The following is a 25,370-nucleotide window of genomic DNA, read 5'->3' as shown; positions in this document are numbered from 1 at the left end:
ATCAGTCGTCGTTCTGTTCTTCGTCCTTGGGACCCGACGACATTTCCTTGAGCTTGGCGAACACACGTGCCTGCTCTTGCTCGGGCGTCTCCTCCTCGGTTGGCTCAGAGGATTTGGGCGCCAGGATCTCGGCGCGGGACGGTGACGTCGTCTCGGCGGCCGGGAGCAGCGTTCCAGCGCGCTCGCCTTCCTCGCCGCCGTCCTTGCGGTCGCGTTCAGTGCGGCGGGCGGCCTTTTTCACTTCGGCGTCGAGATCGATTTGGGAGCACAGACCCAGCGTGACTGGGTCCTGAGGCGTCAGCTGCGCAGAATTCCAATGGGTGCGGTCGCGGATCTGCGCGATCGTCGGCTTCGTCGTGCCGACGAGACGCATGATCTGGCTGTCCTTCAGCTCCGGATGGTTACGAAGGATCCAGAGGACGGCGTTCGGCCGATCGTGGCGGCGCGAGACGGGCGTGTAGCGTGGGCCTTTCCGCGTCTGAGGCAGGGGCGGCAGCTCGACCTTGCTGACTGCGAGCTGCAACTTGTGCGACAGGTTCTTTTCCGCGCGCGCGATTTCCTCTCGCGTCAGCTGCCCGGTCGTCACTGGGTCCATGCCCTTGATGCCCTGAGCAACTTCGCCGTCGGCAATGCCCTTGACCTCGAGCGGATGCAGACCGCAGAACTCCGCGATTTGATCGAAGGAGAGCGCCGTGTTTTCCACCAGCCAGACGGCGGTGGCTTTCGGCATCAGGGGGCGACGATCGCTCATGGGTGTCCTCTTTCGGTCCTTCGCAGGGGGTTCGCGAAGGGCAGTAAAACGTTAAATTGAAGGGATTGGTGTATTTATAACGCTTCCAAGCGCTCGGATGCAAGGCTCAATGCCTTAATAGAATGCAACAAGGCCGCAGCCAGAACGGGCGCGGCGTGGTTGCGGCGGGTGTTTGTAGCGGGTTAGTGTTCGAAAAAATGTCCAGGGCCAATAGCCTGGGGCAATAATGTGCAGGGACGCTGAATGCTCGCAACAGCCGGCCGGACGAAATATTTCGAAGACTTAGAGGTAGGCCAGGAAGCCTCGATGTCGCGGATCGTCAGCGAGGCGGATATCGTCGCCTATGCTGCGCTCTCGGGGGATTACAACCCCGTGCACCTCGACGCCGAATACGCTGCAAAGACGATTTTTCGCGAGCGGATCGCGCACGGCATTCTGTCGGCAGGCTACATATCGGCCATTTTCGGAATGAAGCTGCCGGGGCCCGGGGCGATCTACGTATCGCAGTCGCTGAACTTCAAAGGTCCGGTGAAGATCGACGATCGGGTCGAATCTCTCGTTCGCCTCGTCGAACTCATTCCCGACAAGAAGCGGGCGCGTTTCGAGTGCCTCTGCTCCGTCGGCGGCAAGCCGGTGTTGACGGGTGAGGCGGTTCTGATGGTTCCCGCCCGGCCAAAGTAAAGGGCAGTCTCGCCCGCGTTTCCCTTACCCCTTAGACTGCCGCTATCGGGATGACCGACGAGGCCGCATTCTCATGCACGTCATTCATGGCCATAAGCACGTTCTGCCTGAGTTTCGCGGGGCGGCCGTGGCTATCGGAAATTTCGACGGTGTGCATAGAGGGCACCGCGCGCTGCTGGCGGAAGCCAAGTCGCGGGCTGCGGAAAAGAAGGTGCTGGCGTCGGCGATGACATTCGAGCCTTATCCGCGCGAATTCTTCCAGCCCAACGAGGCGCACTTCCGGCTGACGCCGCTGAAGCGGAAGCTGGCGATCTTCGAGGCGCTGGGTCTCGATCTCGCGTTCGTCGAGCCGTTCAACGCGGAGTTGGCAAATCTATCGGGCGAAGATTTCATTCAACGCGTGATCGTGGCCGGGCTCGGCGCCAGTCACGTCATCATCGGCTACGACTTCTATTTCGGCCATAAGCGAAGCGGCAATCCGGAAATGATGCTGCGCGCGGGCGAAGAGTTTGGATTTGGAGTGACCATCATGCCGCCAGTCGCAGAAGCAGGCGAACCGTTCTCGTCTTCCGCCGTGCGGCTCTATCTGGCGCAGGGTGACGTCAAAGGCGCGGCCCATGTGCTGGGCGAGCCATGGCGCGTTTCCGGCAAGGTCGTCGGCGGCGCCAAGCGGGGCACTGGGATGGGATATCCCACCGCGAACGTGCCGATGCCGAAGGGCACGACCCTGGGCCACGGGATTTACGCGGTGAGAGCCTATTTCGATGGCGTCCCGCACAACGCCGCTGCGTATCTCGGCACGCGCCCCACGTTCGACGACGGCATGCCCGTACTCGAAGTTTTTCTGTTCGACTTCAACGGCGACCTTTACGGCCGAACCATGGAAGTGGAATTCATCGACTTCATTCGCGCCGACAGGAAATTTCATTCCGTCGAAGAGCTTGTTGCCCAGATGGACAAGGACATCGCCGCGGTGAAGGCGGTTTTGGCCGCGTCCTAGATCCTTCAGTGCTGCAGCGGGGATTGCACGGTGTCGATGCTTGCCGTCGAGGTTGGTTTCGGCGACGGCGCGTTTTGCTGGCGGAACTGAATATTGCAGTTCTTCTGAATGGATACCTGCTGAAGCGTGTCGAACTCGCCTTTCAAGTGGCCGAGTTCCGCTGCGGTTTGTCCATCACCTTTGATGAACAATAGAGAGGGCCAGAAGAGCACGAGCCCAACGCCCATGGCTACAGAATCCGACGTCGCTTTGCTGTCCTGTATGCCAGCCAATTGAGACGCTCTGACCGATATTCTCGAGGCTTCTTCCTCGATCTGTCTGCAAGAATAACTTTGATATTGGATCGGTGAAACATACTGCGGAGTTATTTCGCTTGCCGCTGAAGCGCAGCCCTGAATGGCCACGGCGACAATCATTGTTAAAATAATGGATTTCGTAAAACGCTCTCCCCCGAATCTCTGAGAACGATAGGGCCGATTCGGAGGCGCAACGAGCAAACTGGCGAGATATGCACACTTTGACGCCACCCCGCCCCTGTGTTGCTGCGGGACTAGGCGTCCAAGTCGGTTTCCGCCGAGAGGGGCAATACGCTCAACCCGCTGGCGCTCAGAGGAAAAGTTGCCCGCAAGTCGGCCGTTTCGAGCGTGGCTCGGCGTACGCGGCGCCACTGGAACGGCTGCCTTTGCTAACGGGCAGCGTAGTTGCTAGAACCCGCGCTGATTTCTCTGGAATTTGAAAGCTCAACGAATGTCGAAAGACGCCAAGGCCGCCGACAAGACCGGCGCCGTACAGGAAGCTCAAGGCGCTGCAGCGGGCCGCGACTGGAGCAAAACACTGTTCCTGCCGCAGACCGAGTTCCCGATGCGCGCGGGCTTGCCTGAACTCGAACCGAAGCTTTTGAAGCGCTGGGACGAGATCGGCCTTTATGAAAAGCTCCGCTCGCAGTCGAAGGGACGCGTGAAGTTCACGCTGCATGACGGACCGCCCTACGCCAACGGCAACATCCATATCGGGCACGCGCTCAACAAGATCCTGAAGGACCTGGTCGTCAAATCGCACCAGATGTTCGGCAACGATTCGAATTACATCCCCGGCTGGGACTGTCACGGCCTGCCGATCGAGTGGAAGATCGAGGAGCAGTATCGCTCCAAGGGCAAGGAGAAGCCGAACTTCTCCGATCCGGTTGCGATCAACGCTTTCCGCGACGAATGCCGGAAGTTCGCCGAGCACTGGATTGGCATCCAGCGCGATGAATTCAAGCGCCTTGGCGTCATCGGTGACTGGGAACGCCCGTACTTGACGATGGACTATCGCGCGGAAAGCATCATCGCGCGCGAGCTGATGAAGTTCGCGGCGACCGGCCAGCTTTATCGCGGCTCGAAGCCCGTGATGTGGTCCGTCGTGGAGAAGACGGCGCTGGCGGAAGCCGAAGTCGAGTATCAGGACTATCAGTCGGACATGATCTGGGTGAAGTTCCCGGTGAAGCACGCTTCTTCGTTCGGTTGGGTAAGCGCGGACGTTGATCCTTCGGGAAAATTACTGCCCGTCCGCATCGAGGAAGTCGAGAAGCTAGGTGCGCGTGGGCTACTGATGAACCGTGCGTCGGTTGTCATCTGGACGACGACGCCTTGGACGATCCCGGGGAACCGTGCAATCAGCTTCTCGTCAAAGATCTCGTATGGGCTCTATGAAGTCACTCACGCGCCCGAGGGCAATTGGGCCAAAATTGGCGACATCTACATTCTTGCTGACAAACTTGCGGCCGACGTGATGAAAGCGGCGAAAGTGGAGAGTTATTCGCGTCGCTCGGCGGTAGATAGCAGTGAATTATCGGCCATTATCTGCGAACACCCTCTTGCCTCACTTGGTTATGCCTTCGACGTGCCGCTGCTCGACGGCGATCACGTGACGGACGATACCGGTACCGGCTTCGTCCATACCGCGCCGGGCCACGGCGCCGACGACTACAACATCTGGATCGCCAACCAGAAAAAATTGCGCGACCGTGGGATCGAAACCGAAATCCCCTTCACGGTCGACGCCGACGGCGTGTTGACGAAAGCCGCGCCGGGCTTCGAAGGCAAGCGCGTGCTCAAGGAGAACGGCGACAAGGGCGATGCCAACGACGCGGTCATCAAGGCCCTCTCGGAAGCGGGCAACATCATCGCGCGTGGGCGGCTCAAGCATCAGTATCCGCACTCGTGGCGTTCGAAGAAGCCCGTCATCTTCCGCAATACGCCGCAGTGGTTCATCTCGATGGATAAGCCCCTGTCTGCGCTTGGCGACGCTTCTCCGGAGAGCCGGCCGCCGAGCGCGGGGCACAATGCTCCGAGTCTGCGCCAGCTGGCGCTGGACGAGATCAAGCGCGTTGCGTGGGTGCCGGCGGCCGGTGAGAACCGCATCACCGGGATGATCGAAAATCGTCCCGATTGGGTCGTCTCGCGGCAGCGGGCGTGGGGTGTGCCGATCACCGTTTTCCGAAATGTCGAAACCGACGAAGTGATTCCGGGGCCTGGGTTCGAGAAATCCGACGAGTTGATCGCGCGCATCGAGAAAGCGTTTCAGGAGAAGGGTGCCGACGTCTGGTTCGAAGAGGGCGCGAAGGATCGTTTCCTCAAGGGCTTCGTGTCGCCGAAGGACAAGGCGAAATGGGAGCAGGTAAAGGACGTGCTCGACGTGTGGTTCGATTCAGGTTCGACGCATGCCTTCACGCTCGAAGATCCGACGGCGTTCCCGGGCTTTAAAGGTCTGAAGCGGAAGCGGGACGGCGGACAGGACCGCGTCATGTACCTGGAAGGTTCCGATCAGCATCGCGGCTGGTTCCATTCCTCGCTGCTCGAAAGCTGCGGCACGCGCGGCGAAGCGCCTTATGACATCGTACTGACCCACGGCTTCGTCCTCGACGAGAAGGGTCAGAAGATGTCGAAGTCGCTAGGCAACGTGGTGGCGCCACAGGACGTGATGGCCAAATCGGGCGCGGACATTCTCCGTCTCTGGGTGGCGGCGTCGGACTATTCGGACGATCTGCGTATCGGGCCTGAAATCCTGAAGACGTTTTCGGAAACCTATCGCAAGCTGCGGAACACGTTGCGCTGGATGCTCGGTGCGCTGGCGCACTTCAAGGCGGAAGACGCGGTTTCGATCAAAGCGATGAAACCGTTCGAGCTCGAGCGCCTGATGCTGCATCGGCTGGCGGAACTCGACCACGAGATCCGCAAGGCTTACGAGCACTACGATTACCGCAAGATCGTCGGTCTGCTTTCGCAGTTCATGAACACCGAACTGTCGGCGTTCTATTTCGATATCCGCAAGGATACGCTCTACTGCGAAGCGCCATCGAGCGTGAAGCGAAAGGCGGCGTTGACTGTCATCGACAAGCTTTGCGATGCACTGATCCGGTGGCTTGCGCCGATCCTGTCGTTCACGGCTGAGGAAGCGTGGCTCCTCTATCGGCCGGACGAAGCAGAAAGCGTGCATCTCGTCGGCTTTCCGAAGATCCCGCGCGAGTGGCGCGATGATAATCTCGCCGCGAAGTGGGATCGCGTGAAGGAAGTGCGCAGCGTGGTGACCGGTGCGCTCGAGATTGCGCGGGCGGAGAAGAAAATCGGTTCGTCGCTCGAAGCCGCGCCACAGGTCTACGTCACCGACACCGATTTGATGTCGGGGCTCGAAGGCGTCGACATGGCGGAGGTGTGCATTACGTCCGGTATTTCGATTTCTGCTGATGCTGCGCCAAGCGGAGCCTTCGCGCTGCCCAACGAGCCGGGCGTCGGCGTTGTCGTCGCGCTTGCGGATGGCAAAAAATGCGCGCGGTCGTGGCGGATCACGAACGACGTCGGATCGGACCCAGGCTATCCCGACCTGTCGGCGCGGGACGCCGCAGCAATGCGTGAGATCGACGCCGGAGCATCGGCATGACCGACTTCGCGTCTTCGCGTAGCGCCCTTTGGAGCAGAACGGCGCCTCTGGCGGCGATCGTCATCATCGCCACGATCGCGATCGATCAGTTGCACAAGTGGTGGATGCTCTCGGTCTACGACATCGAAGCGAAGGGCCGCGTCGAGATCGCGCCGTTTTTCGATCTGATCTACGTGAAGAACATCGGCATCAGCTATTCGCTCTTCAATCAGGAGAGCATGGGCGGGCAGTACCTTCTCGTGGGCTTCGCCGTGGCGGCCAGCGCAGCGCTGTGGGGGTGGCTCAACTGGAGCCGGGGCAGCCGCATGATGGCGCTGAGCCTCGGGCTCATCATTGGCGGGGCGCTCGGGAATGCCATCGACAGGTTGCGCCTGGGCGGGGTGGCCGACTTCTTCTCGTTCCACGCCTATGGCTTCCACTGGTACGTCTTCAACATCGCGGATGTGGCCATCGTTGCTGGCGTTATCGGCCTGTTGTATGAGTCATTCAGGGGCGAGTCGCATTAGTGCCGTAAATCCGGCTTAACGGGGCTGGGGGGCGTGTCAGGTCAAGACACGGGCAAAAAACCATGTCGTTGAAAACAGCTCATAAATTCGTTCTAGTCGCGGCCACCGCCATGTTTATGGGCGGGTGCAGCGGGTTCGATGGCGTGCAGCTTAACGGCAAGGTTTTCGATGTGATGGGACTGAACGGTAGTTCCACACCCCAAGGCGACCCGAAAATGGCCGTGCGCCAGCCGCTCACGCTGCCGCCGAGCGCGGAATTGCTGCCGCCGCCGGGGGCCGGGGGTAAGGCGGAGCAGCCGGCGCTCGCCGATATTCAGGATCCGGACAAGGTCAAGAAGACCTCTCAGGCCGATCTCGAAGCCCGGCAGGCGGAATACTGCAAGAAGAACTATGAGGAGCCGATTTCGCGCGGCGACACGTCGGCCGAATCGGCATCGGGTCCGCTCGGTTCGTGCCATCCGTCCATCCTGACGGCCGTCCAGAAGTGGACAACGCCGACCGGGCGCAAGGGCGACGGAGACGACCAAGATACGCAGTGAGTTCCGCTGTGAATTCTCGTTAATTCGGCCTTTCCTGCCAGCGTCGTAGCTTCAGTTTTTCGCCGCATTTCCGCGGGCGAGATGAACGCCTTGTCATTTGACTTTGATTGCCCATCTGCCGCTCACTGACGCGGCTTCCGCATGCTGGCGTCCGAGCCTTCTCGAAAAAGTAATCCCCGGGTTTTCGGCTTGGGGTAGGATCCGAAAAGCTAGGGAGCAAACTTGCTGTATTCGGTTCAAAGGATCGCCATAATGCGTCGTTCGACGTGCTCCCGAATTCCCTTCTTAACCGTATTGGCCACCCTGATGCTCGCAGTCACACCACTCGCCCACGCCGCCGACGGCACAACGCGCGCCTCCGAGTTCAAGCTCTCGAACGGCATGGACGTCGTTGTCATTCCCGATCACCGCTCGCCCGTCGTGACCCACATGGTTTGGTATCGGGTCGGCGCCGCCGACGAGGTGCTTGGCAAATCCGGCATCGCGCATTTCCTCGAGCACCTGATGTTCAAGTCGACCGACAAGATTCCCGTCGGCGAGTTTTCAAAGATCGTCGGCCGTCTCGGCGGCCAGGACAACGCCTTCACGGGCAACGACGCGACCGCATACTTTCAGCGCGTCGCCAAGGACCGTCTTGGCAAGATGATGGAGATGGAAGCGGACCGAATGGTCAATCTTCGTCTCGACGAGAAGGAAGTGCTGACCGAACGCAACGTCATTCTCGAAGAGCGCCGCTCGCGCATCGACAACAATCCGTCTTCGCTGCTCGATGAGCAGATGAATGCCGCGCTTTATCTCAATCACCCGTACCACAAGCCGGTGATCGGCTGGTACAGCGAGATGGCGCAGCTCTCGCGCCAGGACGCGCTTGATTTCTACAAGCACTATTACGCGCCGAACAATGCGATCCTCGTCGTCTCAGGCGACGTGACCGACGCCGAAGTGAGGAAGCTCGCGGAAGAGACCTACGGCAAGATCCCGACCAATCCGACGGTCACGGGCGTTCGTCATCGTCCGGCCGAGCCGCCGCAGCGCGTCGCCCGCCGTTTGACTTTGAAGGATCCGCGCGCCGGAAATTATCTCATGCAGCGCTACTATCAGGTTCCGAGCTACGTCACGGCAAAGCCGGGCGAGGCGGAGGCCCTCGATATCCTTATGAAGATCGCAGGTTCGGGATCGACCAGCCGCATCTACAAGAAGCTCGTGGTGGAGCAGAAGATCGCGTCCAGTGCCGGCGGCGATTACTCCGGCTATGGCCTCGATGGCGGAACGATCTCGCTTTACGGCATCGCCGCCGACCGCGTGCCGCTTGAGAAAGTGGAAGCTGCGATCGATGACGTCATGGCCGACATCGTCAAGAACGGCGTGACGGACGCGGAACTGACGCGGGCCAAGAACAGCTATCTCGCCGACTACGTCTACGACAGCGACAACCAGGCGACGCTCGCGCGCCGCTATGGTTGGAATCTCGCCGTGGGCCGAACGGTCGCGGATGTCGAAGCGTGGCCGGAGAACATTTCGAAGGTGACGGCCGACGACGTCAAGAAAGTCGCTGCCAAGTATCTGGACCTCAAGGATTCGGTGACCGGCTACCTCGTTCCCGACGAGTCGGGCGTGGCGCAGGCCGAAGACCTTGCACCCCCGTCAGCAGCCGCCGAGTTGAGGTAATATTGATGACAGGACTATATTCCGCGGCTGCCAAGCTCGTTCGCGCAGCAGCCCGCTCCGGCATCGCTACGGCTGTTCCCGCTGTCGCGATGCTGCTCACCGCTTCCTTCAGCCAACCAGCGGCCGCAATGAACATTCAGCAGATCACGTCACCTGGTGGTATCAAGGCCTGGCTCGTCGAAGAGCACGGCGTACCGCTTATCTCGCTCCGTTACGCCTTCGATGGCGGCAACAGCCAGGACCCGCCGGGCAAGGAAGGACTTGCCAACTTCATCACCGCGATGATGGACGAGGGCGCCGGCGACATCAAATCGGAAGACTACCAGGAGCGCATGGAAGATATCGCCATGCGCATGAGCTACGACGACAGCAAGGATTCGCTTTACGGCTCGTTCGAGACGCTGTCGAAGAACCGCGACAAGGCAGTGGAGCTTCTGAAGCTTTCCGTGCAGAAGCCGCGCTTCGACACGGAAGCTGTCGAGCGCATCAAGCAGCAGCTTCTCGCCAACATTGCTTACGCCGACAAGGATCCAGAGAAGGTTGCGATGCGCGAATGGTATGCGCAGGCGTTCCCGAAGCAACCTTATGGCAATCCGTCGAACGGCACGGCCGAGACGGTCGCGAAGATCACGCGGGACGATCTCGTCGATTATCACAAGCGCAATTTCGCTCGCGATAATCTGAAGGTCGTTGCCGTCGGCGATATCACAGCGGCGGAACTTGGGAAAATTCTCGACGACGTCTTCGGGGCGCTGCCTGCAAAGGCCAATCTGTTCCCGGTCGCGAAGACGGAGCCGGTGCCGGGCGGCGGTCAAAAGATCATCGAGATGGGCGTGCCGCAGTCGGTGGCGATCTTCGGTCTCGGCGCGATGCCGCGCAAGGATCCGGATTTCATGGCGGCGTTTGTCGTCAACCACATTCTGGGCGGCGGCGGATTTTCCGCGAAGCTGATGGAAGAGGTGCGCGAGAAGCGCGGGCTCGCCTATTCGGTCTATACGTACATTCAGCCGTATCAGCAGGCGTCAATTCTTGTTGGCAGCGTCGCGACAAAGAACGCGTCGATGGCTGAAAGCCTCAAGATCATCCGCGGAGAAATGGCGAAGATGGCCGAGAATGGCCCGGCGCCAGACGATCTCCAGGCCGCCAAAGACTATCTAACGGGCTCCTATGCACTGCGCTTCGACACCAACTCGAAAATCGCTTCGCAGCTTCTGGGCCTGATGCAGGAAGGCTTCGGTCCCGAGTACGTCGAGAACCGCAATGCGATGATCAATGCGGTGACGGCGGCCGATGCCAAGCGGGTCGCGGCACGGTTGCTGAAGCCGGATAACCTGGTCGTCACGATCGTTGGAAAGCCGGCGGGCATGAACTCCGCCGCCACGCCTCCGGTTCTGCAGCCGGCGCTCGCGGTGCCGGGTAGAGGCTGAGGAAAGACATTTTCGTATCATCGCGCAGTTTCAAATGGCCGCCCTCCGTAGGCGGCCATTTGCTTTCTCAGGGCCCGCCCGGCTGAACAGGTGAGGCGAAACTAAGCGCACTTGGCCGCAGGAGTGAAATCGGCTAGGCCGGAACGCAGTTTAGACAGGGAGCGTTGAAGCGGCCATGCAAGACGGGCAGCGACACGACGAGATCATGTTTCAGCAGAACATCGACGGGTGCTTTGAAGACAAGATCGGCGAGCACGGTCTTTCGCATTCGGCATATTCATCCTGGCTCGCGAAGATGGAGCCGCACGTCGCGGCGCTGAAGAATGATTATCGCAGCAAAAGCCTTGCGCTCCTCGGTATCGCCGAAGAGCAGCAGGATATCGCCGATGCCGAAGCAGCGCTCGCGAAGCTGAGCGAAGGCGCAAAGACACTCGTCTTCTTCGGAACAGGGGGTTCGAGCCTCGGCGGCGAAACGCTCGCTCAGTATGCGGGCTGGAATATCGCCGGCGTCGCCTCGCCTGGTCAGCGCAATCGTCCGCGGACGCGCTTTTACGCCAACCTCGATGGCGGCACGCTGCAAAGCGTGCTCGAGTCGCTCGACCTGCCGACGTCGCGTTTCATCATCACTTCCAAGTCGGGCGGTACGGCGGAGACGCTGGCGCAGGCCATCGCCACGATGACGGCAGTGAAAGCTGCGGGCCTCGAAGCGCAGATCCCGAAGATGTTTCTCGGCATCACCGAACCGGCAAAACCCGGAAAGTCGAACGGGCTGCGCACGCTGTTTTCGAAGTTCAATATCCCGATGCTGGAACATCACACCGGCATAGGCGGACGCTTCTCGTGCCTGACGAACGTCGGGCTCATTCCAGCTATGGCGCGTGGTCTCGACGTTCGGGCCATTCGTGCCGGGGCCAAGAGCGTGATCGACGCGTTGCTGGCGGCGCAGTCGGCTAAGGATTTCGGTCCGGCCGTTGGAGCAACCACAGCGGTCGCGCTATCCAAGGAAAAGAACGTCGGTACGCTGGTGATGATGCCGTATGCCGACAAGCTCGGGCGTCTTTCGACTTGGTTCGTGCAGCTTTGGGCGGAGAGCCTGGGCAAGAATGGCGAGGGCACCACACCCATCGGGGCGCTCGGTCCGCTCGATCAGCATAGCCAGCTGCAGCTCTTCATGGAGGGACCGCACGACCACTATCTGAATATCATCCGGGTTGCGAGCAAAGGCACCGGCCCCAAAATCGATCCGGAACTGGCGCGAATCGCCGGTGCGGATATGCTCGGCGGCCATACCATCGGCGATATCGTTTCGGCCCAGTCGCATGCTCTTCCCGAGGCTTTGTCCCGGGCTGGGCGGCCCGTGCGCACAATCGACATTGCAAAACTCGACGAAAAAGTCGTCGGGGCGCTGCTGATGCACTTTATGATCGAAACGATTCTCGCAGGCCGCCTGCTTGGCGTCGATCCTTTCGATCAGCCGGGCGTCGAGCTTGCGAAGGTTCTGACGAGAGAGCGCCTCGCGGAAGGCGCTTGAGCGCTTTTCGACCGAGGGGGCCGACAGGGTGGCGATCCGGCAACTATCGCCAGAGACGATCAACCGAATTGCTGCGGGCGAGGTGATCGAGCGTCCGGCGAGCGTCGTGAAAGAGCTCGTCGAAAACGCCATCGATGCCGGAGCCACGCACATCGAGATCGTCATTGCAGCCGGGGGACTGTCGCTCATCCGCGTGACGGACGATGGCTGCGGGATGGCTCCAGGCGATCTCGCGCTCGCCGTCGAGCGGCACGCGACGTCCAAGCTCGACGAAGAAGATCTATTCGATATTCGCTCGCTCGGCTTTCGCGGCGAGGCCTTGCCATCGATCGGGTCCATCGCGCAGCTCGAAATCCGTTCGCGGACGCGGGATGCATCGCACGGCGCAGGCATCGTCGTCACGCGTGGGGCCAAAGCGCCGGTCGCTCCGGCGGCGGTGAACTGCGGAACGATCGTCGAGGTGCGCGATCTCTTCTCGGCGACGCCGGCGCGTCTCAAGTTTTTGAAGTCGGAGCGGGCCGAGGCCATGGCGGTGACGGACGTCGTTCGCCGTCTCGCGATGGCGCATCCCGATATCGGCTTTACGTTGCAGACGGGTGATAAGCGTCCTGCCGTGTTCGCACAGGGCGATCGCTCGTCCGCCGCGTGGCTCGAGCGCATCGGGGCCATCATGGGCCGCGAGTTCATGACCGACGCATTGGAAGTGTCGGGAGCGGCGAGCGGCGCCTCGGCGGCAATGCGTGTCTTCGGGTTCGCAGGATTACCGACGCTGCACAGGCCGGACAGCACCCAACAGTTTTTGTTCGTCAACGGCCGGCCGGTAAAGGACAAGCTGCTGATCGGCGCGGTGCGGGCCGCCTATGGCGATCTCATTCCGCGCGGGCGCTCGCCTTTGTTGGCGCTGTTTCTGGACGTGTCGCCATCTGATGTGGATGTTAACGTGCATCCGGCGAAGGCTGAAGTTCGCTTCCGCGACGCTGGGCGCGTGCGAGTCATGATGGTGCGGGCGCTGGCCGACGCGTTAGCGACGGCAGGGCATCGTGCGTCGGCGCAAGGCGGGGTGCTGACGGTCGAAAGCTTCGAGGCGGGCATTCTGCCGAGCACTCGCGTAGAGCCGGGGTATCCAGATCAAGGCGGAACTTACGCGTGGATGGTGCCCCCACGCGTGCCGTCGTTTGCGGAAACAGCTCCATCCCCGTTCGCGGTGCTCGACGCCCCGAGTGCCGACGCTCCCGTGGTGGCGGCGGCAGGCGCTGAGCAGACGATCGACAGGCCACTTGGCGCGGTACGGGCGCAGGTGCATGAGAATTATATCGTGGCGCAGACGCGCGACGGTCTCGTCATCGTCGATCAGCACGCGGCGCACGAGCGGCTCGTCTATGAAAAGCTGAAAACGGCGCTGGCGAGTGGCGGGGTCGCGACGCAGGGGCTGCTGATCCCGGCGATCGTCGAACTCGAGGCCGACGATGCGGCTCTCCTGGCGGAGCATGCCGACGAGCTTGCCCAATTCGGGCTTGTGCTCGAAAGTTTCGGTGAGGGCGCGGTTGCGGTGCGCGAGACCCCGGCGCTTCTCGGAGAAACGGACGTCGAAGGGCTGGTCAAGGATCTCGCCGCGGAGCTTCGTGCTGACGGACTGGCGCGGGCGCTGAAAGATCGCCTGGACAGCGTGGCGTCGCGCATGGCGTGTCACGGAAGTGTGCGCTCGGGCCGGCGCCTGACGGTCGAAGAGATGAACGCGCTGCTCCGGCAAATGGAGGCAACGCCCTACTCCGGCCAGTGCAATCACGGCCGGCCGACCTATGTCGCGCTGAAGCTCAGCGACATTGAACGCCTATTCGGGCGGCGATGACTTTGGGCTCCTCGTGAGAGGAAAAGGCCGGGTGCGGGCGGCGGCGAATACAAGTGCATCACGCTTCGTCATGGCCGCGAAGGCGGCCATCCACGACGAACATCGACATCATGGATGCGGATGCTTGCGTGGATCCCGGCTTTCGCCGGGATGACGCTTGTTTTGTTGAAGGTCGTTATCGGGACGAGCCCGAAAATGACAACTCGATCAGTGGTCGTCGTCGCTCGCCGGTTCGGCGTTGAGCTGACCGTAGTTTTCGACGCCGATCTTGGCGAGAAGATCGAGCTGGGTTTCGAGGAAGTCGATGTGGCCTTCCTCGTCCTTCAGGAGGTCTTCGAACAGCAGCATGGTGACGTAGTCGCCGACGTCGCGGCAGATCTCGCGCGATTTCTTGTAGTGATCGCGGGCGATGTTCTCGCCCTTGAGATCGCATTCCAGCACTTCCTTGATGTTCTCGCCGATCATCAGGGGGGCGACGTGCTGCAAGTTCGGATGGCCGTCCAGGAAGATGATGCGGTCGATGAGACGGTCGGCGTGTTCCATCTCCTCGATCGATTCCTTGCGCTCTTTCTTCGCGAGCTTCTTGAATCCCCAGTTGTCCAGAAGACGGTAATGCAACCAGTATTGGTTGATGGCGCCCAGTTCGAGTTTCAGTGCCTCATTGAGACGGGTGATGACGTCTTTGTTGCCCTTCATGGCGCCGCTCCGTGCCGAATGTTGTCCTGGAATGCTTCCGTCCTGGAATCCAGAAACATTCTAAAGTGACAACTAGCGGATCACTTCGGCTTTAACCAGAGGCTGGCGAGATTTCTCGGCCGCAAAGGAGACGCAAGTCTCCACAGCAGCTTAGGCGACCGAGCGGCGGCGCTGGAGACGGCGTTCGGCGATCTCGGCATCGATGCGGCGCTGGCGGCGTTCGCGGCGCTCTTCGATGCGGATGAGGCGGGCGCGGGCTTCGGCGAGCGCAAACGGGCAGATGCGCGTCGAGCGCTCCAGCCGGTCCATGGCGGAATAGATGGCAGACACCGCGATCGGAGCGCAGCGGCAGCAGTTCATCTTTTTGTTGAGATGCCGGAAGACCACGCCGGGCGTCGGCAAAATGCCGGGGCCGGTACTCATGATCTCTGAAACCGCGACGTCAATATCGCGATCGGTTATTACGGCGCACGAGCAAACAATCAATTGCGGCTCCAATCATACGGGGTTCAAGGCCCCGGCATCGGATACCCAGTCGGGTAATCGAGACTAGTAGTTTCGCGAAAAAGTATACTTTCGTCAAGCCTACTTTTTCACTGTCTGGACATAGTACGCCCGGCACCGAAAATCAAAAGCTTCAGCACGAGATTGCAGTCGATTTCGGCGCTCGTGACGGTGCGGCGGCACGTCGCTTTTTCCGGATTTCGCGGATATCCTGATTAAGGTCCGAGGGGAAAAGCGAGCGTCGGCCAGAGGTTAGGGGCGCAGCTGGCGAGGGGCGTCCTAATCCGTAGATCCGCCAGGAGGGGCCAAGTTGGGAATTGAGGAGCGAGAAAAATCCACAGTGGCCACGTCCGGGATCGTCACCATCGGGGCGCTGTTTTTCATTTTCGGCTTCGTCACGTGGCTCAATGGCCCGCTGATCACGTTCGTAAAGCTCGCGTTCACGCTCGATGATGTGAACGCGTTTCTCGTCCCCATGGCGTTCTACCTGTCGTATTTCTTCTTGGCCTTGCCTGCGTCCGCCATCCTGAAGCGCACCGGCATGAAGCAGGGCATCGCGATTGGTCTCTACGTCATGGCCATCGGCTCGGTGCTGTTCGGGCAGTTCACGACGATGCGCATCTATTCCGGGACGCTTGCTGGCCTCTTCATCACCGGCGCGGGATTGTCGCTCCTGCAGACGGCATCCAATCCGTACGTGTGCATTCTCGGTCCGCATGAAAGCGCGGCGCGGCGCATCGCGGTCATGGGGATCTGCCACAAGCTCGCGGGTGTCATCGCGCCTTTCGTCTTTGCGGCGCTCGTATTGAGGGGCGTCGAAAGCTTCGAAGGGGACGTGGCAAAGGCGGCTAACTCCGAAGCGCGCGAAGCCTTGCTCGACAGCTTCGCTGCCCGCGTGCACGGACCCTATCTCGTGATGGCGTTTCTACTCGCAGTCCTCGGCTTGTGGATCGCGCGTTCGAAGCTGCCGGACGTTCGCGCCGCGCGTCCAAACGAAGCGCGCGAGTTGCCAAGCGTGTTCGCTTTTCCGCATCTTTGGCTGGGCGTCGTGTGCCTCTTTCTCTATGTCGGCGTCGAGGTGATGGCTGGCGATGCGATCGGACTCTACGGAGCGGGTTTCGGACTGCCGGTGTCGGCGACACGCTTTTTTACCTCGTACACTCTCTTCGCGATGCTTGCTGGATACGTGGTTGGGCTCATCGTCATTCCGCGGTTCGTTTCGCAGCAGCGCTATCTGGCCTTTTCCGGCGTACTGGGCGTCGCGCTCGCGATCGGTGCTTACGTGACGACAGGATACGTGTCGGTGTTGTTCATCGCGAGCCTAGGTTTTGCCAATGCGATGATGTGGCCGGCGATATTTCCGCTGGCGATCCGCGGCCTTGGGCAACATACCGAGACCGGATCGGCGCTGCTCATCATGGCGATTTCCGGCGGCGCATTGATGCCCTACGCTTTCGGCGTGCTGAAGGAGCATGTCGACTTCCAACTCGCCTATCTGGTGTTGGCCGTGCCGAGTTATCTCTTCATCGTGTTCTATGGCGTGGCGGGGTACGCGGCAGGCGAACGCGACGATCGCCTAGCGGCTCTGCCCTAGATCTATCCGCGGTAGAGGAGAAAGCGGATTTCGGTGTCGCCGTAGGTCCGCGTATCCAGCAGTTCAAACGCAGCCGGGATCGCGACAGGCACGCCGGCGCGCTCCTCGAGCATACAAACGGCCCTTGGGGTCAGCCATTTGCCCTCCGCAAGTCCGGCGAGGGCCTTCTCGCCCAGTCCTTTGGCGTAAGGGGGATCGAGAAAGGCGAGGCTGTATGGCTCCATGTTGCCCGCCGGTCCGAGATCTGTTGCGTCCCGACGGAAGATGCGCGTCTCGCCGGTGAGGCCCAGGGCTTCCACGTTTTTGCGGATCAGCGCGCGGGCGTCGGGTGCTTCTTCGACGAACAGGCAATAAGCTGCGCCGCGCGATACGGCTTCGATGCCGAGTGCGCCGGTTCCTGCAAAGAGATCGATGACACGGGCACCGTCCAGCGCAAAATCGGCGATGCCATGCGTCAGGATGTTGAATACGCTTTCCCGCACGCGATCCGACGTTGGACGCGTATCCATGCCGTCGGGCGCTTCGAGAGCCCGGCCGCGAAATCGTCCGGCGACCACCCTCATTTCTCGTCAGCCTCGCTCGCGGCCTTACCGCGGGCATGACGCTCCTTGCGCTGGGCTTGGCTTTCGGACATGCCGAGGGCTTCGGACGTCCGCGGCCCCAATTGAGCGACGAGCACCTTGCGGCGAACGGCTTCTACCGCACCCGGCTGCAGATCGAGCAGCTGGAACGGCCCGAATGAGACACGGATCAAGCGATTTACGGTGAGCCCCAGGTGCGCGAGCACATTGCGGACTTCGCGATTCTTGCCTTCGCGGATCGCGATCGTCAGCCAGGTATTGGCGCCCTGGACGCTATCGACCTGAGCTTCGACCGGACCGTAGTTCACGCCATCGATCGTTACGCCGGCCTTTAGCTTTACGAGGTCATCGGGCGTGACGCGGCCTTTGGCGCGAACGCGATAGCGGCGAACCCAGCCGTTCGCGGGGAGCTCCAGATGGCGAGCGAGGCCGCCGTCATTGGTCAGGAGCAGCAGGCCCTCGGTATTGAAGTCGAGACGGCCGACAGAGATCACGCGCGGCATTTCGGGGGGCAATTTGTCGAAAACGGTTGGCCGCCCTTCAGGATCGGAATGCGTCGTGACGACACCCTTTGGCTTGTGATAACGCCAAAGCTGTGGAGGTTCGGCCGAGGGCAGCGGCTTGCCGTCGACGATCACCTTGTCGCCGGGCTTTACCTCGATCGCCGGCGTCTTCAGAAGCTTGCCGTTGACGCTGACGCGGCCGTCGGCGATCCATCGCTCGGCTTCGCGGCGAGAGCATAGCCCGGAGCGGGCCATCGCCTTGGCGATGCGCATCGGTCCATCGCGATTGGCAGGGGCTGATGCAACCGCTTCCGGCGGCTTCGGGCGGCGCGTTTGACGTGGCTTCGATCGTTGTGGGTTTTGCATCTGAGGATTTGGCGTTGATGAGTGAAGCGAGCTTATGACATCGAAGGACGCCATAAGCCATATGGCACGCGCGCTTGCCGAAGCGGAAGCGGCTGCGGCGCGCGGCGAGGTGCCAATCGGCGCGGTCATCGTTTCGCCGGAAGGGCAGGTGCTGGCGAGTGCGGGCAATTGCACGCGTGAATTCAGCGATCCGACGGCGCACGCGGAGATCCTCGTCATCCGGGCCGTGTGCGCGGAATTGGCGGAGGAGCGGCTCCTCGGGTGCAGCATCTACGTGACGCTTGAGCCGTGCCCGATGTGCGCGACGGCAATTTCTTTCGCGCGATTGAAGCGGCTTTACTATGCCGCGAGCGATCCGAAGGGTGGCGGGGTGGAGCAGGGTGCGCGCATCTTCAACCAGCCGACCTGCCATCATGTGCCGGAGATCTATCCGGGTATCGGAGAGGCGGAAGCAAGCGCGCTGCTGAAAGACTTTTTCGCCGCGCGGCGGGATTGATGCGTCAGCCGCCTCAGCGTGCGGCTCGTTTAATCGCGATCTCGTGTTTTGCGCGGACGGGGAAGAAGGCGGCGTTTTTTCGGCTTATGTCCCGGCAGCGTGGGGGTTTCGGGCTGGGGGCCCTCGAGAACATGCAGCGTTTCGACGGACAGGACGCGCGACAGCTGCTGCTTCAGCTTCGCCTTCGCGGGTTCGGCGGCGGCGAGAATTTCATCGTACTTCAGGAAATCGAGAACCTGATACTGGCTCGTCCCCGCGCTGATGAGAATGTCGGGCTGGCGCGCCTTCAGCTTTTCCCGCACAATCGTGCGTTCAAACAGGAATGCGCTCGAAAACAGGGCTGAGAACGCTGTCGGCGCCACGCGCTTTGGATCGGGAACGGGCGCGCCGGACACGTCAATGGCAACGACGATGTCGGCGTCCGGCAACAGCAGATCGAACGGCAGCGGGTTCGTCAGTCCGCCGTCGATCAGCGCTCGTCCTTCGAAAATGACTGGCTGGAAGATCACCGGCAGCGCCATGCTCGCCGCCACTGCGGGGCGCAGCAATCCGGCGGTGAAGACTTTCTGTTCCTGGTCGTAGAAATCGGAAGCGACGATCTTCAGCGGAATTTCGCACTCTTCGAACGTGGACTTGATCGTCGCCGGAAGTATGAGGTCGAGCACGGCCAGCGGATCGAGAACGGCGTTGCGCGCTCCGAAGAGGTTGAGCAGTTGGGAAAACGGCTGAGCCCGGCGCATGAACAGGTCGCGAATAAGACCAAGCCGTTGCGAGAGGATGTAGCGCGTGTGCTCGCGCAGTTCGCGCCCAGAGATGCCCGACGCGTATGCGGCTCCATAGACCGCGCCGATGGAGGTTCCGGCGATGATGCTGGGTTTCAGACCAAGCTCGTCGAATGCTTCGAGCATCGCGATGTGGGCGAGGCCACGCGCCCCGCCGCCGCCAAGCGCCAGTCCGATCGTCGGCTTGCGCGCGGGGAGTTTGCCGTCTGAGGCTGAATTTTCAGCTATCTTCCCCGCCATCGCCGCCGCTGATCCGTTCAACTTTTTTCGCGTTCCAGGGCGCGCCAACCGATATCTTTTCGGTAGAAGCCACCCGGCCAATCGATCTTCGCAATCGCGGCGTACGCCGCGTCGCGCGCTTCCTTTACCGCTTTGCCGCGGCCCGTGACGTTCAGCACCCGCCCGCCATCGGCGATGATGTGGTCCCCGTCGCGGCGCGTGCCAGCGTGGAAGATTTCGACGTTCGGGATCGTTTTTGCAACTTCGAGGCCCCTGATCTCGGTGCCTTTCAGCGGCGTTCCGGGATAGCCGTTCGCGGCCATGACGACGGTGAGAGCGGCGTCATCGCTCCAGCGGACATCGAACGTCTTCAGCACGCCGTCGGTGGTGGCGATCAGTGCGGCGAGCAGATCGGACTTCAGGCGCATCATCAGAACCTGTGTCTCCGGATCTCCGAAGCGGACGTTGTATTCAATGAGCTTGGGGCCAGTCGCCGTGATCATCAGGCCTGCGAACAACACGCCCTCGAACGGCGTCCCTCTCGCCGCCATTTCTTCGATCGTTGGGCGAATGATTTCTCTCATGACGCGCTCGGTCATGTCTGCGGTCATGATCGGTGCAGGCGAGTAAGCGCCCATGCCGCCTGTGTTCGGTCCCGTGTCGCCGTCGCCAACGCGTTTGTGGTCCTGGGCGGAGGCAAGGGGGAGGGCGGTCGTGCCATCGCACAACGCGAAGAAACTGGCTTCCTCGCCGACCAGGAATTCTTCGATGACGACTTCTGCGCCAGCTGAGCCGAACGCGCCGGAGAGGCAGGCTTCCACGGCCGCTTCGGCGTCTTGGCGCGTTTCGGCGATAACGACGCCCTTGCCCGCCGCCAAGCCGTCCGCCTTGATGACGATCGGGATGCTTTGCGAGGCGAGATAGGCCTTCGCCGCGTCGAGATCCATGAAACGGCCATATGCGGCTGTCGGTATGCCGGCCTTGCGGCAAAGGTCTTTGGTGAAGCCCTTCGAACCTTCGAGTTGCGCGGCGCTTTTGGTTGGTCCGAAACTACGAATTCCGGCTTGGGTCAGGGCGTCGCTGAGGCCGGCCACAAGCGGCGCCTCGGGTCCGATGACGACGAGGTCGATGCGTTCGTCGTGGCAGAACTGGATGATGCTCTCCTGATTGGCGGGATCGAGAGGGACGCATTGTGCAACCTCGGCGATTCCGGCATTGCCGGGGGCGCAGAAAAGCTTCGTCAGCAAGGGGCTCGCGCTCAAGGCCCAGGCAAGTGCGTGCTCACGGCCGCCTGAGCCGAGTAGTAGGACGTTCATAAGGTCGCCTGTTGCAATCCGGTTTTCAGTGTAGCATCCGGGTGTAACATCGACGGCGAAACAAGCAAGACCGCGGACGAGAACAGTAAGCTCTTGAATTCCATTCCAAACACCCGAGACAACCGCGCTGGAGCAAATGCTCCGGAATTTTCCGTGTCCGAGCTTTCCGGCGCGATCAAGCGCGCGCTGGAGGACGGCTTCGGCTACGTTCGCCTGCGGGGCGAGATTTCCGGTTATCGGGGGCCGCATGCGTCTGGCCACTGCTATTTCGCCCTGAAGGACGAAAAAGCTAAGATCGAGGCGGTCATCTGGAAAGGCGCGTTCGGCCGTCTGCGGTTCAAGCCCGAAGAGGGCATGGAAGTGATCGCGCAAGGGAAGGTCACGACTTTCCCGGGCTCCTCGAAATATCAGATCATGATCGAAGCGCTGGAGCCCGCCGGGGCCGGCGCGCTGATGGCGCTGCTCGAAGAGCGCAAGCGGAAGTTCGCAGCCGAAGGGTTATTCGCGGAAGAGCGAAAAAAGCCGCGTCCCTATCTTCCAAAGGTCGTCGGTATCGTGACGTCGCCGACGGGGGCCGTCATTCGCGACATGCTGCACGGTTTCAACGAGCGCTTCCCGACGCGCGTCCTGCTGTGGCCGGTGCGTGTGCAAGGCGAAGGCAGCGCGGCGGAGGTCGCGGCGGCGATCAAGGGCTTCAATGCGCTTGAAGCGAACGGCGTCATTCCGCGTCCCGATGTTCTCATCGTTGCGCGCGGCGGCGGAAGTCTCGAAGACCTCTGGAGCTTCAATGAAGAGATTGTGGTTCGGGCCGCAGCCGAAAGTTCGATCCCGTTAATCTCGGCAGTCGGACACGAGACCGATTGGACTTTGATCGATCTTGTTGCCGATGCGCGCGCGCCGACGCCGACGAAGGCGGCGGAATGGGCGGTGCCGAAATATTCAGAGCTCGTCGAATGCGTCGAGAAGTTCATGATGCGAAAGAGGACCGCCGTGCGGCGCGCCCTTGAAAGCGCGAAAACCCATCTCAAGGCTTCATCGCGCGGCCTGCCGAAGCTGCAGGACATCGTTGCGATGCCGCGGCAGCGGTTTGATGCGGTCGACCGGCGGCTCTCTCGCGCGCTGCTTGCCAACACGCGCGCGCATGCAACTCAGCTGGCGCGCATCACTGGCCGACTTTCGCCTGCGACGATCCTTCAAAGGCACTCCCGATGCGCCGAGCGGCTGGAAGTCTTGGAGCGCCGCGCCGGACGCGCCCTCATGAACCGGGTGGCGGTCAGCCGTCGCATTCTCGATGGCCGCGCCGACCTTCTCAAGTCGTTGGGCTATCAAAGCGTTTTGTCGCGCGGGTTTGCCCTCGTGCGCGATGACAACGGCCAGATGGTGCGTCAGGCCGCATCGGTCCAGGCGGGCGCTGTCATTAACATTGAATTTGCCGACGGCCGGGTTGGAGCAATAGCGGAGGGCGGGCCAGGACCTGACACGCAATCCGAAGGTTCGAAATCGAGCGAACGTGGCAGCAAGACGCCGCGACAAAAGACGAGTGGGCGCAACAAACAGGGCTCACTATTTTAATAGGCCTGGGTTAGATTGTACGTTCGTCTCGCGCTGAATGGTCAGAGTTCAGATCATCCGGGCGACAAATGGAGAGCACGGCTCGAAAAACATATGAATCGGATCGAAAAATTTTTTGGGCTGCGCAATGAAGCCAAAGTTCGCTACCTCGATGGCGAATTCGAAGTGATGTCGCCGGGCGATTTCGTGCGATGCGCCGTAACGGGCCAGCCGATCGCGTTGCCTGATCTGCGATACTGGAGTGTCGATGCGCAGGAAGCGTATGCATCGGCGGAGATTTCGCTAAAGCGTTATCTCGAACTCGCGGCCAAGGAAAAGAACGCCGCTCAGACCGGCTGAGTTGTCTTGGCTTAGGCGAGTGGTCGTTCGATAGATCGGGCGATTGCTGATCGCAAGACCTCAAGGCCATCGGGCGCGACCACCGTCGATATGGCGAGTGTTTCAGAACGTGTTTGCAGTTCGCGGCAAGATCCCGAGAGGCCGCCGAGGCGAGCAAGATCCTTTTCCGTTGTGACCAGTGTCGCGTTCAGGCGGTTCGCCTTATCCAGCAGTGCGCGCGCTTCCTCTTCGCTGAAGGCATGATGATCGGCGAACGCTTGTTCAGCGAGAACATCGGCGCCAAGAGCTTTCAGCATCGAGAAGAACCGCTCCGGATTGGCGATGCCTGCATAGGCAAGTATAGGACGATTGCGGAATCGGATTGCCGAAGGATCGGCGCGTGTTTGCGCAGTGACGATCGGTGCGGCGGTGTAGGCGGTAATCGCGTTCAGGACCGGCGGCGTGGTATTCTGATCGTTGCTAATTAGAACGATTAGCTGGACGAGCTTTGCTTGCAGCACGAGAGGTGCGCGCAAAGGGCCGGCAGGAATGACCTGTCCGTTGCCGAAGCCACGTTTCGCATCGACGACAGCAATCGATAAATCTTTCCGGAGCGCTGGATTTTGCAGTCCGTCGTCCATGATGATGACGGCCGATTTCGGCGCGATGCTTTCTATGGCTTTCGCGCCTTCGGAGCGGTCGCGGGAGATGACGGTCGGGTGCGCGCGCGCCAGAAGCAGGGGTTCGTCACCGACCTCGGCCGCGGAATGACGGGCGGGATCGACACGGACGGGGCCTTCGAGGCGTCCGCCGTAGCCGCGGGACAGAAACCAGGGCTCGCGGCCTTCGGCAGCGAGAAGTTTTCCAATGAACAACGACAGCGGCGTCTTGCCGGACCCGCCCGCGGTGAAGTTTCCAACGCAGATGACGGGCAAAGACGCGCGGTAAGGCTGCGCGTTCAAAATCCGGCGGCTCGCAATCGCTGCGTAGATTTTTGCGACCGGCGACAGGAGCGCGGCTTTCCAGGCGCCTTCCTTGCCATACCACCAGCTTGGTTCGGCGGCGGGCACGGGTTCAGGCCTGCTGTTTTTCGAGCAGCGGTTGAATTGCGCCGAGCGTCTTCGTCAGGGCGCCGCCCAGTGACTCGAGCGCGACGCCAGCGCCTTCGCGCATGCGTTTTGCGGCCTGCTGATCTTCAAGCAGCATCGTCACCTGCCGCGCGATGTCGTCGGAGGAGTGGACCTCCACGGCGCCGCCTTCGCGAAAAAGCGCGGAATAGGCATCTCGGAAGTTGTGAACGAACGGGCCGGTAAGGACGCATGAACCAAGCCTGACGGCCTCAATAGGATTTTGGCCGCCATGCTCGACGAGCGAGCCGCCGACGAGTGCAACGGGCGAAATCGAGTAGAACGTGCCGAGTTCGCCGATGGTGTCGGCGACGTAGATTTCAGTGTCCCTGTCCGGCCCCGATGAGCGTGTGCGAAGCTGTGTGCGCAATCCGAGACCGCCGAGCGTCGCGGCGAGACCGCTGCCTCGCTCCGGGTGGCGGGGTACGATGATCGTCAGCAGGCCATCGACTTCCTGACGGATGAGGGAATGAGCGGCGGCGATGACCGTGTCTTCCCCAGGATGGGTGCTCGCCGCCAGGAAAAGCGGGCGCTCACCAACGGCCTTCTTCAATGCCGCAAGCGTATCTGCATCCACTGGCGGCGGCGGGGAATCGATCTTGAGATTTCCGGCAGTGATGACGTTGGGTGCGCCGAGCCATTTGATCGCTCGCGCGATCTGCGCGTTTTGCGCCAATACAGCCGCAAAGCGCGAGAAAAGCGGCCTGCCGATACCGGCATATTTTCGCCAGCGACGGATGCTGCGAGGCGACATTCGCGCGTTCACGAGGACAAGCGGGATGCGCCGCTCGGACGTGCCGAGAATCAAATTGGGCCAGATATCGGATTCGGTGAAGATCGCGAGCGACGGCCGCCAATGGTCAAGGAAGCGCTTTACGTATTGCGGGATGTCGAGCGGCACGTACTGATGGAAAGCGCGGGGCGGCAAGCGCCGGGATGCAATTTCCGCCGAGGTCTTCGTGCCTGTGGTCAGCAGGATGTGAACATTCTCGTTCGCACCGAGGATGTTTTCAATCAGGGGCAGGATGGCATTCGTTTCGCCAACGCTAGCCGCGTGGATCCAGACCACCTGCCCGTCGGGACGCGGGCGTCCGGCAAAGCCCAGCCGCTCGCCGCGCCGGTTGGGATCTTCCTTGCCCTGTTGCCCACGCATGTTGAGCAGCAGAGGAACGGCGGGCCGCAGCAATGCCGTGCCGATGCTATAGGTTTTGAGAGCCAGTCCAGGGGCCGGTGGCGCGTCGGCGAGGACATCGAGTGGCGTCGTGCGTGTAATGTTGGCCCTCGCGAGAAGTTATGCGCAGTCGGCCGTGGGGACACGAATGACGTTTATCATCATTCGCCTCTGTCGTGCCGGATGCTTCCTGTGCTCGGCTTATTGATAGGGGGTGCCGTGTGCGCTGCCAACGGAAATAAGGCCCGGTTCATA

Annotated in this window: 23 protein-coding genes; 13 read left to right on the top strand and 10 right to left on the bottom strand. The window is 61.3% G+C overall.

All coding sequences use genetic code 11. The annotated features are described in order from the left end of the window. Position 1: 1 nt before the first annotated feature. Positions 2-751 carry a cell cycle transcriptional regulator TrcR gene (locus tag EKK30_RS04215; RefSeq protein ID WP_290980751.1) on the bottom strand — a complete coding sequence of 250 codons (750 nt, stop codon included), beginning with the start codon at positions 749-751 and terminating at the stop codon, positions 2-4. Positions 752-994: 243 nt separating this feature from the next. Here EKK30_RS04215 and EKK30_RS04210 point away from each other — a divergent pair, with 243 nt between their 5' ends. Next, the gene (locus EKK30_RS04210; RefSeq protein WP_290980748.1) at positions 995-1,432 is read left to right on the top strand and encodes a MaoC family dehydratase; all 438 of its coding nucleotides are present in this window, start codon (positions 995-997) and stop codon (positions 1,430-1,432) included. Positions 1,433-1,505: 73 nt separating this feature from the next. Beyond that, positions 1,506-2,432, top strand: coding sequence for a bifunctional riboflavin kinase/FAD synthetase (locus EKK30_RS04205; protein ID WP_290980746.1), 927 nt, complete (start codon positions 1,506-1,508; stop codon positions 2,430-2,432). A gap of 5 nt (positions 2,433-2,437) precedes the next feature. Here EKK30_RS04205 and EKK30_RS04200 read toward each other — a convergent pair whose 3' ends face one another. Beyond that, positions 2,438-2,836 (bottom strand): hypothetical protein, encoded by a 399-nt coding sequence (locus EKK30_RS04200; protein ID WP_290980743.1) that lies wholly within the window; start codon positions 2,834-2,836, stop codon positions 2,438-2,440. 343 nt (positions 2,837-3,179) lie between these two features. Between EKK30_RS04200 and ileS the strand changes: the two genes are divergently transcribed. The 7 genes from ileS to mutL all read left to right on the top strand — a co-directional run bounded on the left by ileS (position 3,180) and on the right by mutL (position 13,870). Further along, a complete protein-coding gene (gene ileS / locus EKK30_RS04195; RefSeq protein WP_290980740.1) occupies positions 3,180-6,350 on the top strand; it encodes an isoleucine--tRNA ligase in 3,171 nt (1,056 codons plus the stop codon). After that, entirely contained in the window at positions 6,347-6,856 is a 510-nt protein-coding gene (lspA, locus tag EKK30_RS04190; protein ID WP_290980737.1) for a signal peptidase II, read from the top strand. The genes ileS and lspA overlap by 4 nt, the downstream gene beginning before the upstream one ends. A 62-nt stretch (positions 6,857-6,918) precedes the next feature. Beyond that, the gene (locus EKK30_RS04185) at positions 6,919-7,395 is read left to right on the top strand and encodes a hypothetical protein (RefSeq protein WP_290980734.1); all 477 of its coding nucleotides are present in this window, start codon (positions 6,919-6,921) and stop codon (positions 7,393-7,395) included. A gap of 252 nt (positions 7,396-7,647) precedes the next feature. Then, positions 7,648-9,063: a pitrilysin family protein gene (locus tag EKK30_RS04180; RefSeq protein ID WP_290980731.1), complete on the top strand. Its 1,416-nt coding sequence runs from the start codon at positions 7,648-7,650 to the stop codon at positions 9,061-9,063. A gap of 5 nt (positions 9,064-9,068) precedes the next feature. Beyond that, positions 9,069-10,490, top strand: a complete 1,422-nt coding sequence (locus EKK30_RS04175; protein ID WP_290980728.1) for a pitrilysin family protein — start codon at positions 9,069-9,071, stop codon at positions 10,488-10,490. A gap of 175 nt (positions 10,491-10,665) precedes the next feature. Then, a complete protein-coding gene (locus EKK30_RS04170; protein WP_290980725.1) occupies positions 10,666-12,021 on the top strand; it encodes a glucose-6-phosphate isomerase in 1,356 nt (451 codons plus the stop codon). A 28-nt stretch (positions 12,022-12,049) separates the two neighbouring features. Continuing rightward, a complete protein-coding gene (gene mutL, locus EKK30_RS04165) occupies positions 12,050-13,870 on the top strand; it encodes a DNA mismatch repair endonuclease MutL (RefSeq protein ID WP_290980722.1) in 1,821 nt (606 codons plus the stop codon). A gap of 207 nt (positions 13,871-14,077) precedes the next feature. Here the strand turns inward: mutL and bfr are convergent, their stop codons facing one another. Together bfr and EKK30_RS04155 are read right to left on the bottom strand one after the other, a co-directional pair. Beyond that, positions 14,078-14,566 (bottom strand): bacterioferritin, encoded by a 489-nt coding sequence (gene bfr, locus EKK30_RS04160; protein WP_290980719.1) that lies wholly within the window; start codon positions 14,564-14,566, stop codon positions 14,078-14,080. A gap of 150 nt (positions 14,567-14,716) precedes the next feature. Next, positions 14,717-14,989: a hypothetical protein gene (locus tag EKK30_RS04155; protein ID WP_290980716.1), complete on the bottom strand. Its 273-nt coding sequence runs from the start codon at positions 14,987-14,989 to the stop codon at positions 14,717-14,719. 421 nt (positions 14,990-15,410) lie between these two features. Here EKK30_RS04155 and EKK30_RS04150 point away from each other — a divergent pair, with 421 nt between their 5' ends. Continuing rightward, positions 15,411-16,664 carry a sugar MFS transporter gene (locus EKK30_RS04150; RefSeq protein ID WP_290980713.1) on the top strand — a complete coding sequence of 418 codons (1,254 nt, stop codon included), beginning with the start codon at positions 15,411-15,413 and terminating at the stop codon, positions 16,662-16,664. A 2-nt stretch (positions 16,665-16,666) separates the two neighbouring features. On the opposite strand, the gene rsmD is transcribed toward EKK30_RS04150, so the two are convergent. Together rsmD and EKK30_RS04140 are read right to left on the bottom strand one after the other, a co-directional pair. Then, complete coding sequence (rsmD, locus tag EKK30_RS04145; protein ID WP_290980709.1) at positions 16,667-17,227, bottom strand: 16S rRNA (guanine(966)-N(2))-methyltransferase RsmD; 561 nt, start codon at positions 17,225-17,227, stop codon at positions 16,667-16,669. Further along, the gene (locus EKK30_RS04140) at positions 17,224-18,021 is read right to left on the bottom strand and encodes a pseudouridine synthase (protein WP_290980706.1); all 798 of its coding nucleotides are present in this window, start codon (positions 18,019-18,021) and stop codon (positions 17,224-17,226) included. Before EKK30_RS04140 ends, rsmD begins: the two co-directional genes overlap by 4 nt. A 127-nt stretch (positions 18,022-18,148) precedes the next feature. On the opposite strand from EKK30_RS04140, the gene EKK30_RS04135 reads away from it, so the two are divergent. Then, entirely contained in the window at positions 18,149-18,610 is a 462-nt protein-coding gene (locus tag EKK30_RS04135; RefSeq protein ID WP_290980703.1) for a nucleoside deaminase, read from the top strand. Between the two features lie 29 nt (positions 18,611-18,639). On the opposite strand, the gene EKK30_RS04130 is transcribed toward EKK30_RS04135, so the two are convergent. Next, positions 18,640-19,632: a patatin-like phospholipase family protein gene (locus tag EKK30_RS04130; RefSeq protein WP_290980701.1), complete on the bottom strand. Its 993-nt coding sequence runs from the start codon at positions 19,630-19,632 to the stop codon at positions 18,640-18,642. Positions 19,633-19,649: 17 nt separating this feature from the next. After that, entirely contained in the window at positions 19,650-20,927 is a 1,278-nt protein-coding gene (gene purD, locus EKK30_RS04125) for a phosphoribosylamine--glycine ligase (protein WP_290980698.1), read from the bottom strand. Positions 20,928-21,020: 93 nt separating this feature from the next. Here purD and xseA point away from each other — a divergent pair, with 93 nt between their 5' ends. After that, on the top strand, positions 21,021-22,499 hold the full coding sequence (gene xseA / locus EKK30_RS04120) for an exodeoxyribonuclease VII large subunit (RefSeq protein WP_290980695.1): 1,479 nt from the start codon (positions 21,021-21,023) through the stop codon (positions 22,497-22,499). A gap of 93 nt (positions 22,500-22,592) precedes the next feature. Next, positions 22,593-22,838: a DUF2093 domain-containing protein gene (locus EKK30_RS04115; RefSeq protein WP_290980692.1), complete on the top strand. Its 246-nt coding sequence runs from the start codon at positions 22,593-22,595 to the stop codon at positions 22,836-22,838. An 11-nt stretch (positions 22,839-22,849) separates the two neighbouring features. Here EKK30_RS04115 and lpxK read toward each other — a convergent pair whose 3' ends face one another. After that, positions 22,850-23,887 carry a tetraacyldisaccharide 4'-kinase gene (gene lpxK, locus EKK30_RS04110; protein WP_290980689.1) on the bottom strand — a complete coding sequence of 346 codons (1,038 nt, stop codon included), beginning with the start codon at positions 23,885-23,887 and terminating at the stop codon, positions 22,850-22,852. A 4-nt stretch (positions 23,888-23,891) separates the two neighbouring features. Further along, positions 23,892-25,130, bottom strand: a complete 1,239-nt coding sequence (locus tag EKK30_RS04105) for a 3-deoxy-D-manno-octulosonic acid transferase (protein ID WP_290980686.1) — start codon at positions 25,128-25,130, stop codon at positions 23,892-23,894. Positions 25,131-25,370 lie beyond the last annotated feature (240 nt).

The sequence above is a fragment of the Hyphomicrobium sp. genome, assembly GCF_003987855.1.
Taxonomy (GTDB): domain Bacteria; phylum Pseudomonadota; class Alphaproteobacteria; order Rhizobiales; family Hyphomicrobiaceae; genus Hyphomicrobium_B.
This window is presented reverse-complemented; position numbering and strand designations above follow the sequence as displayed.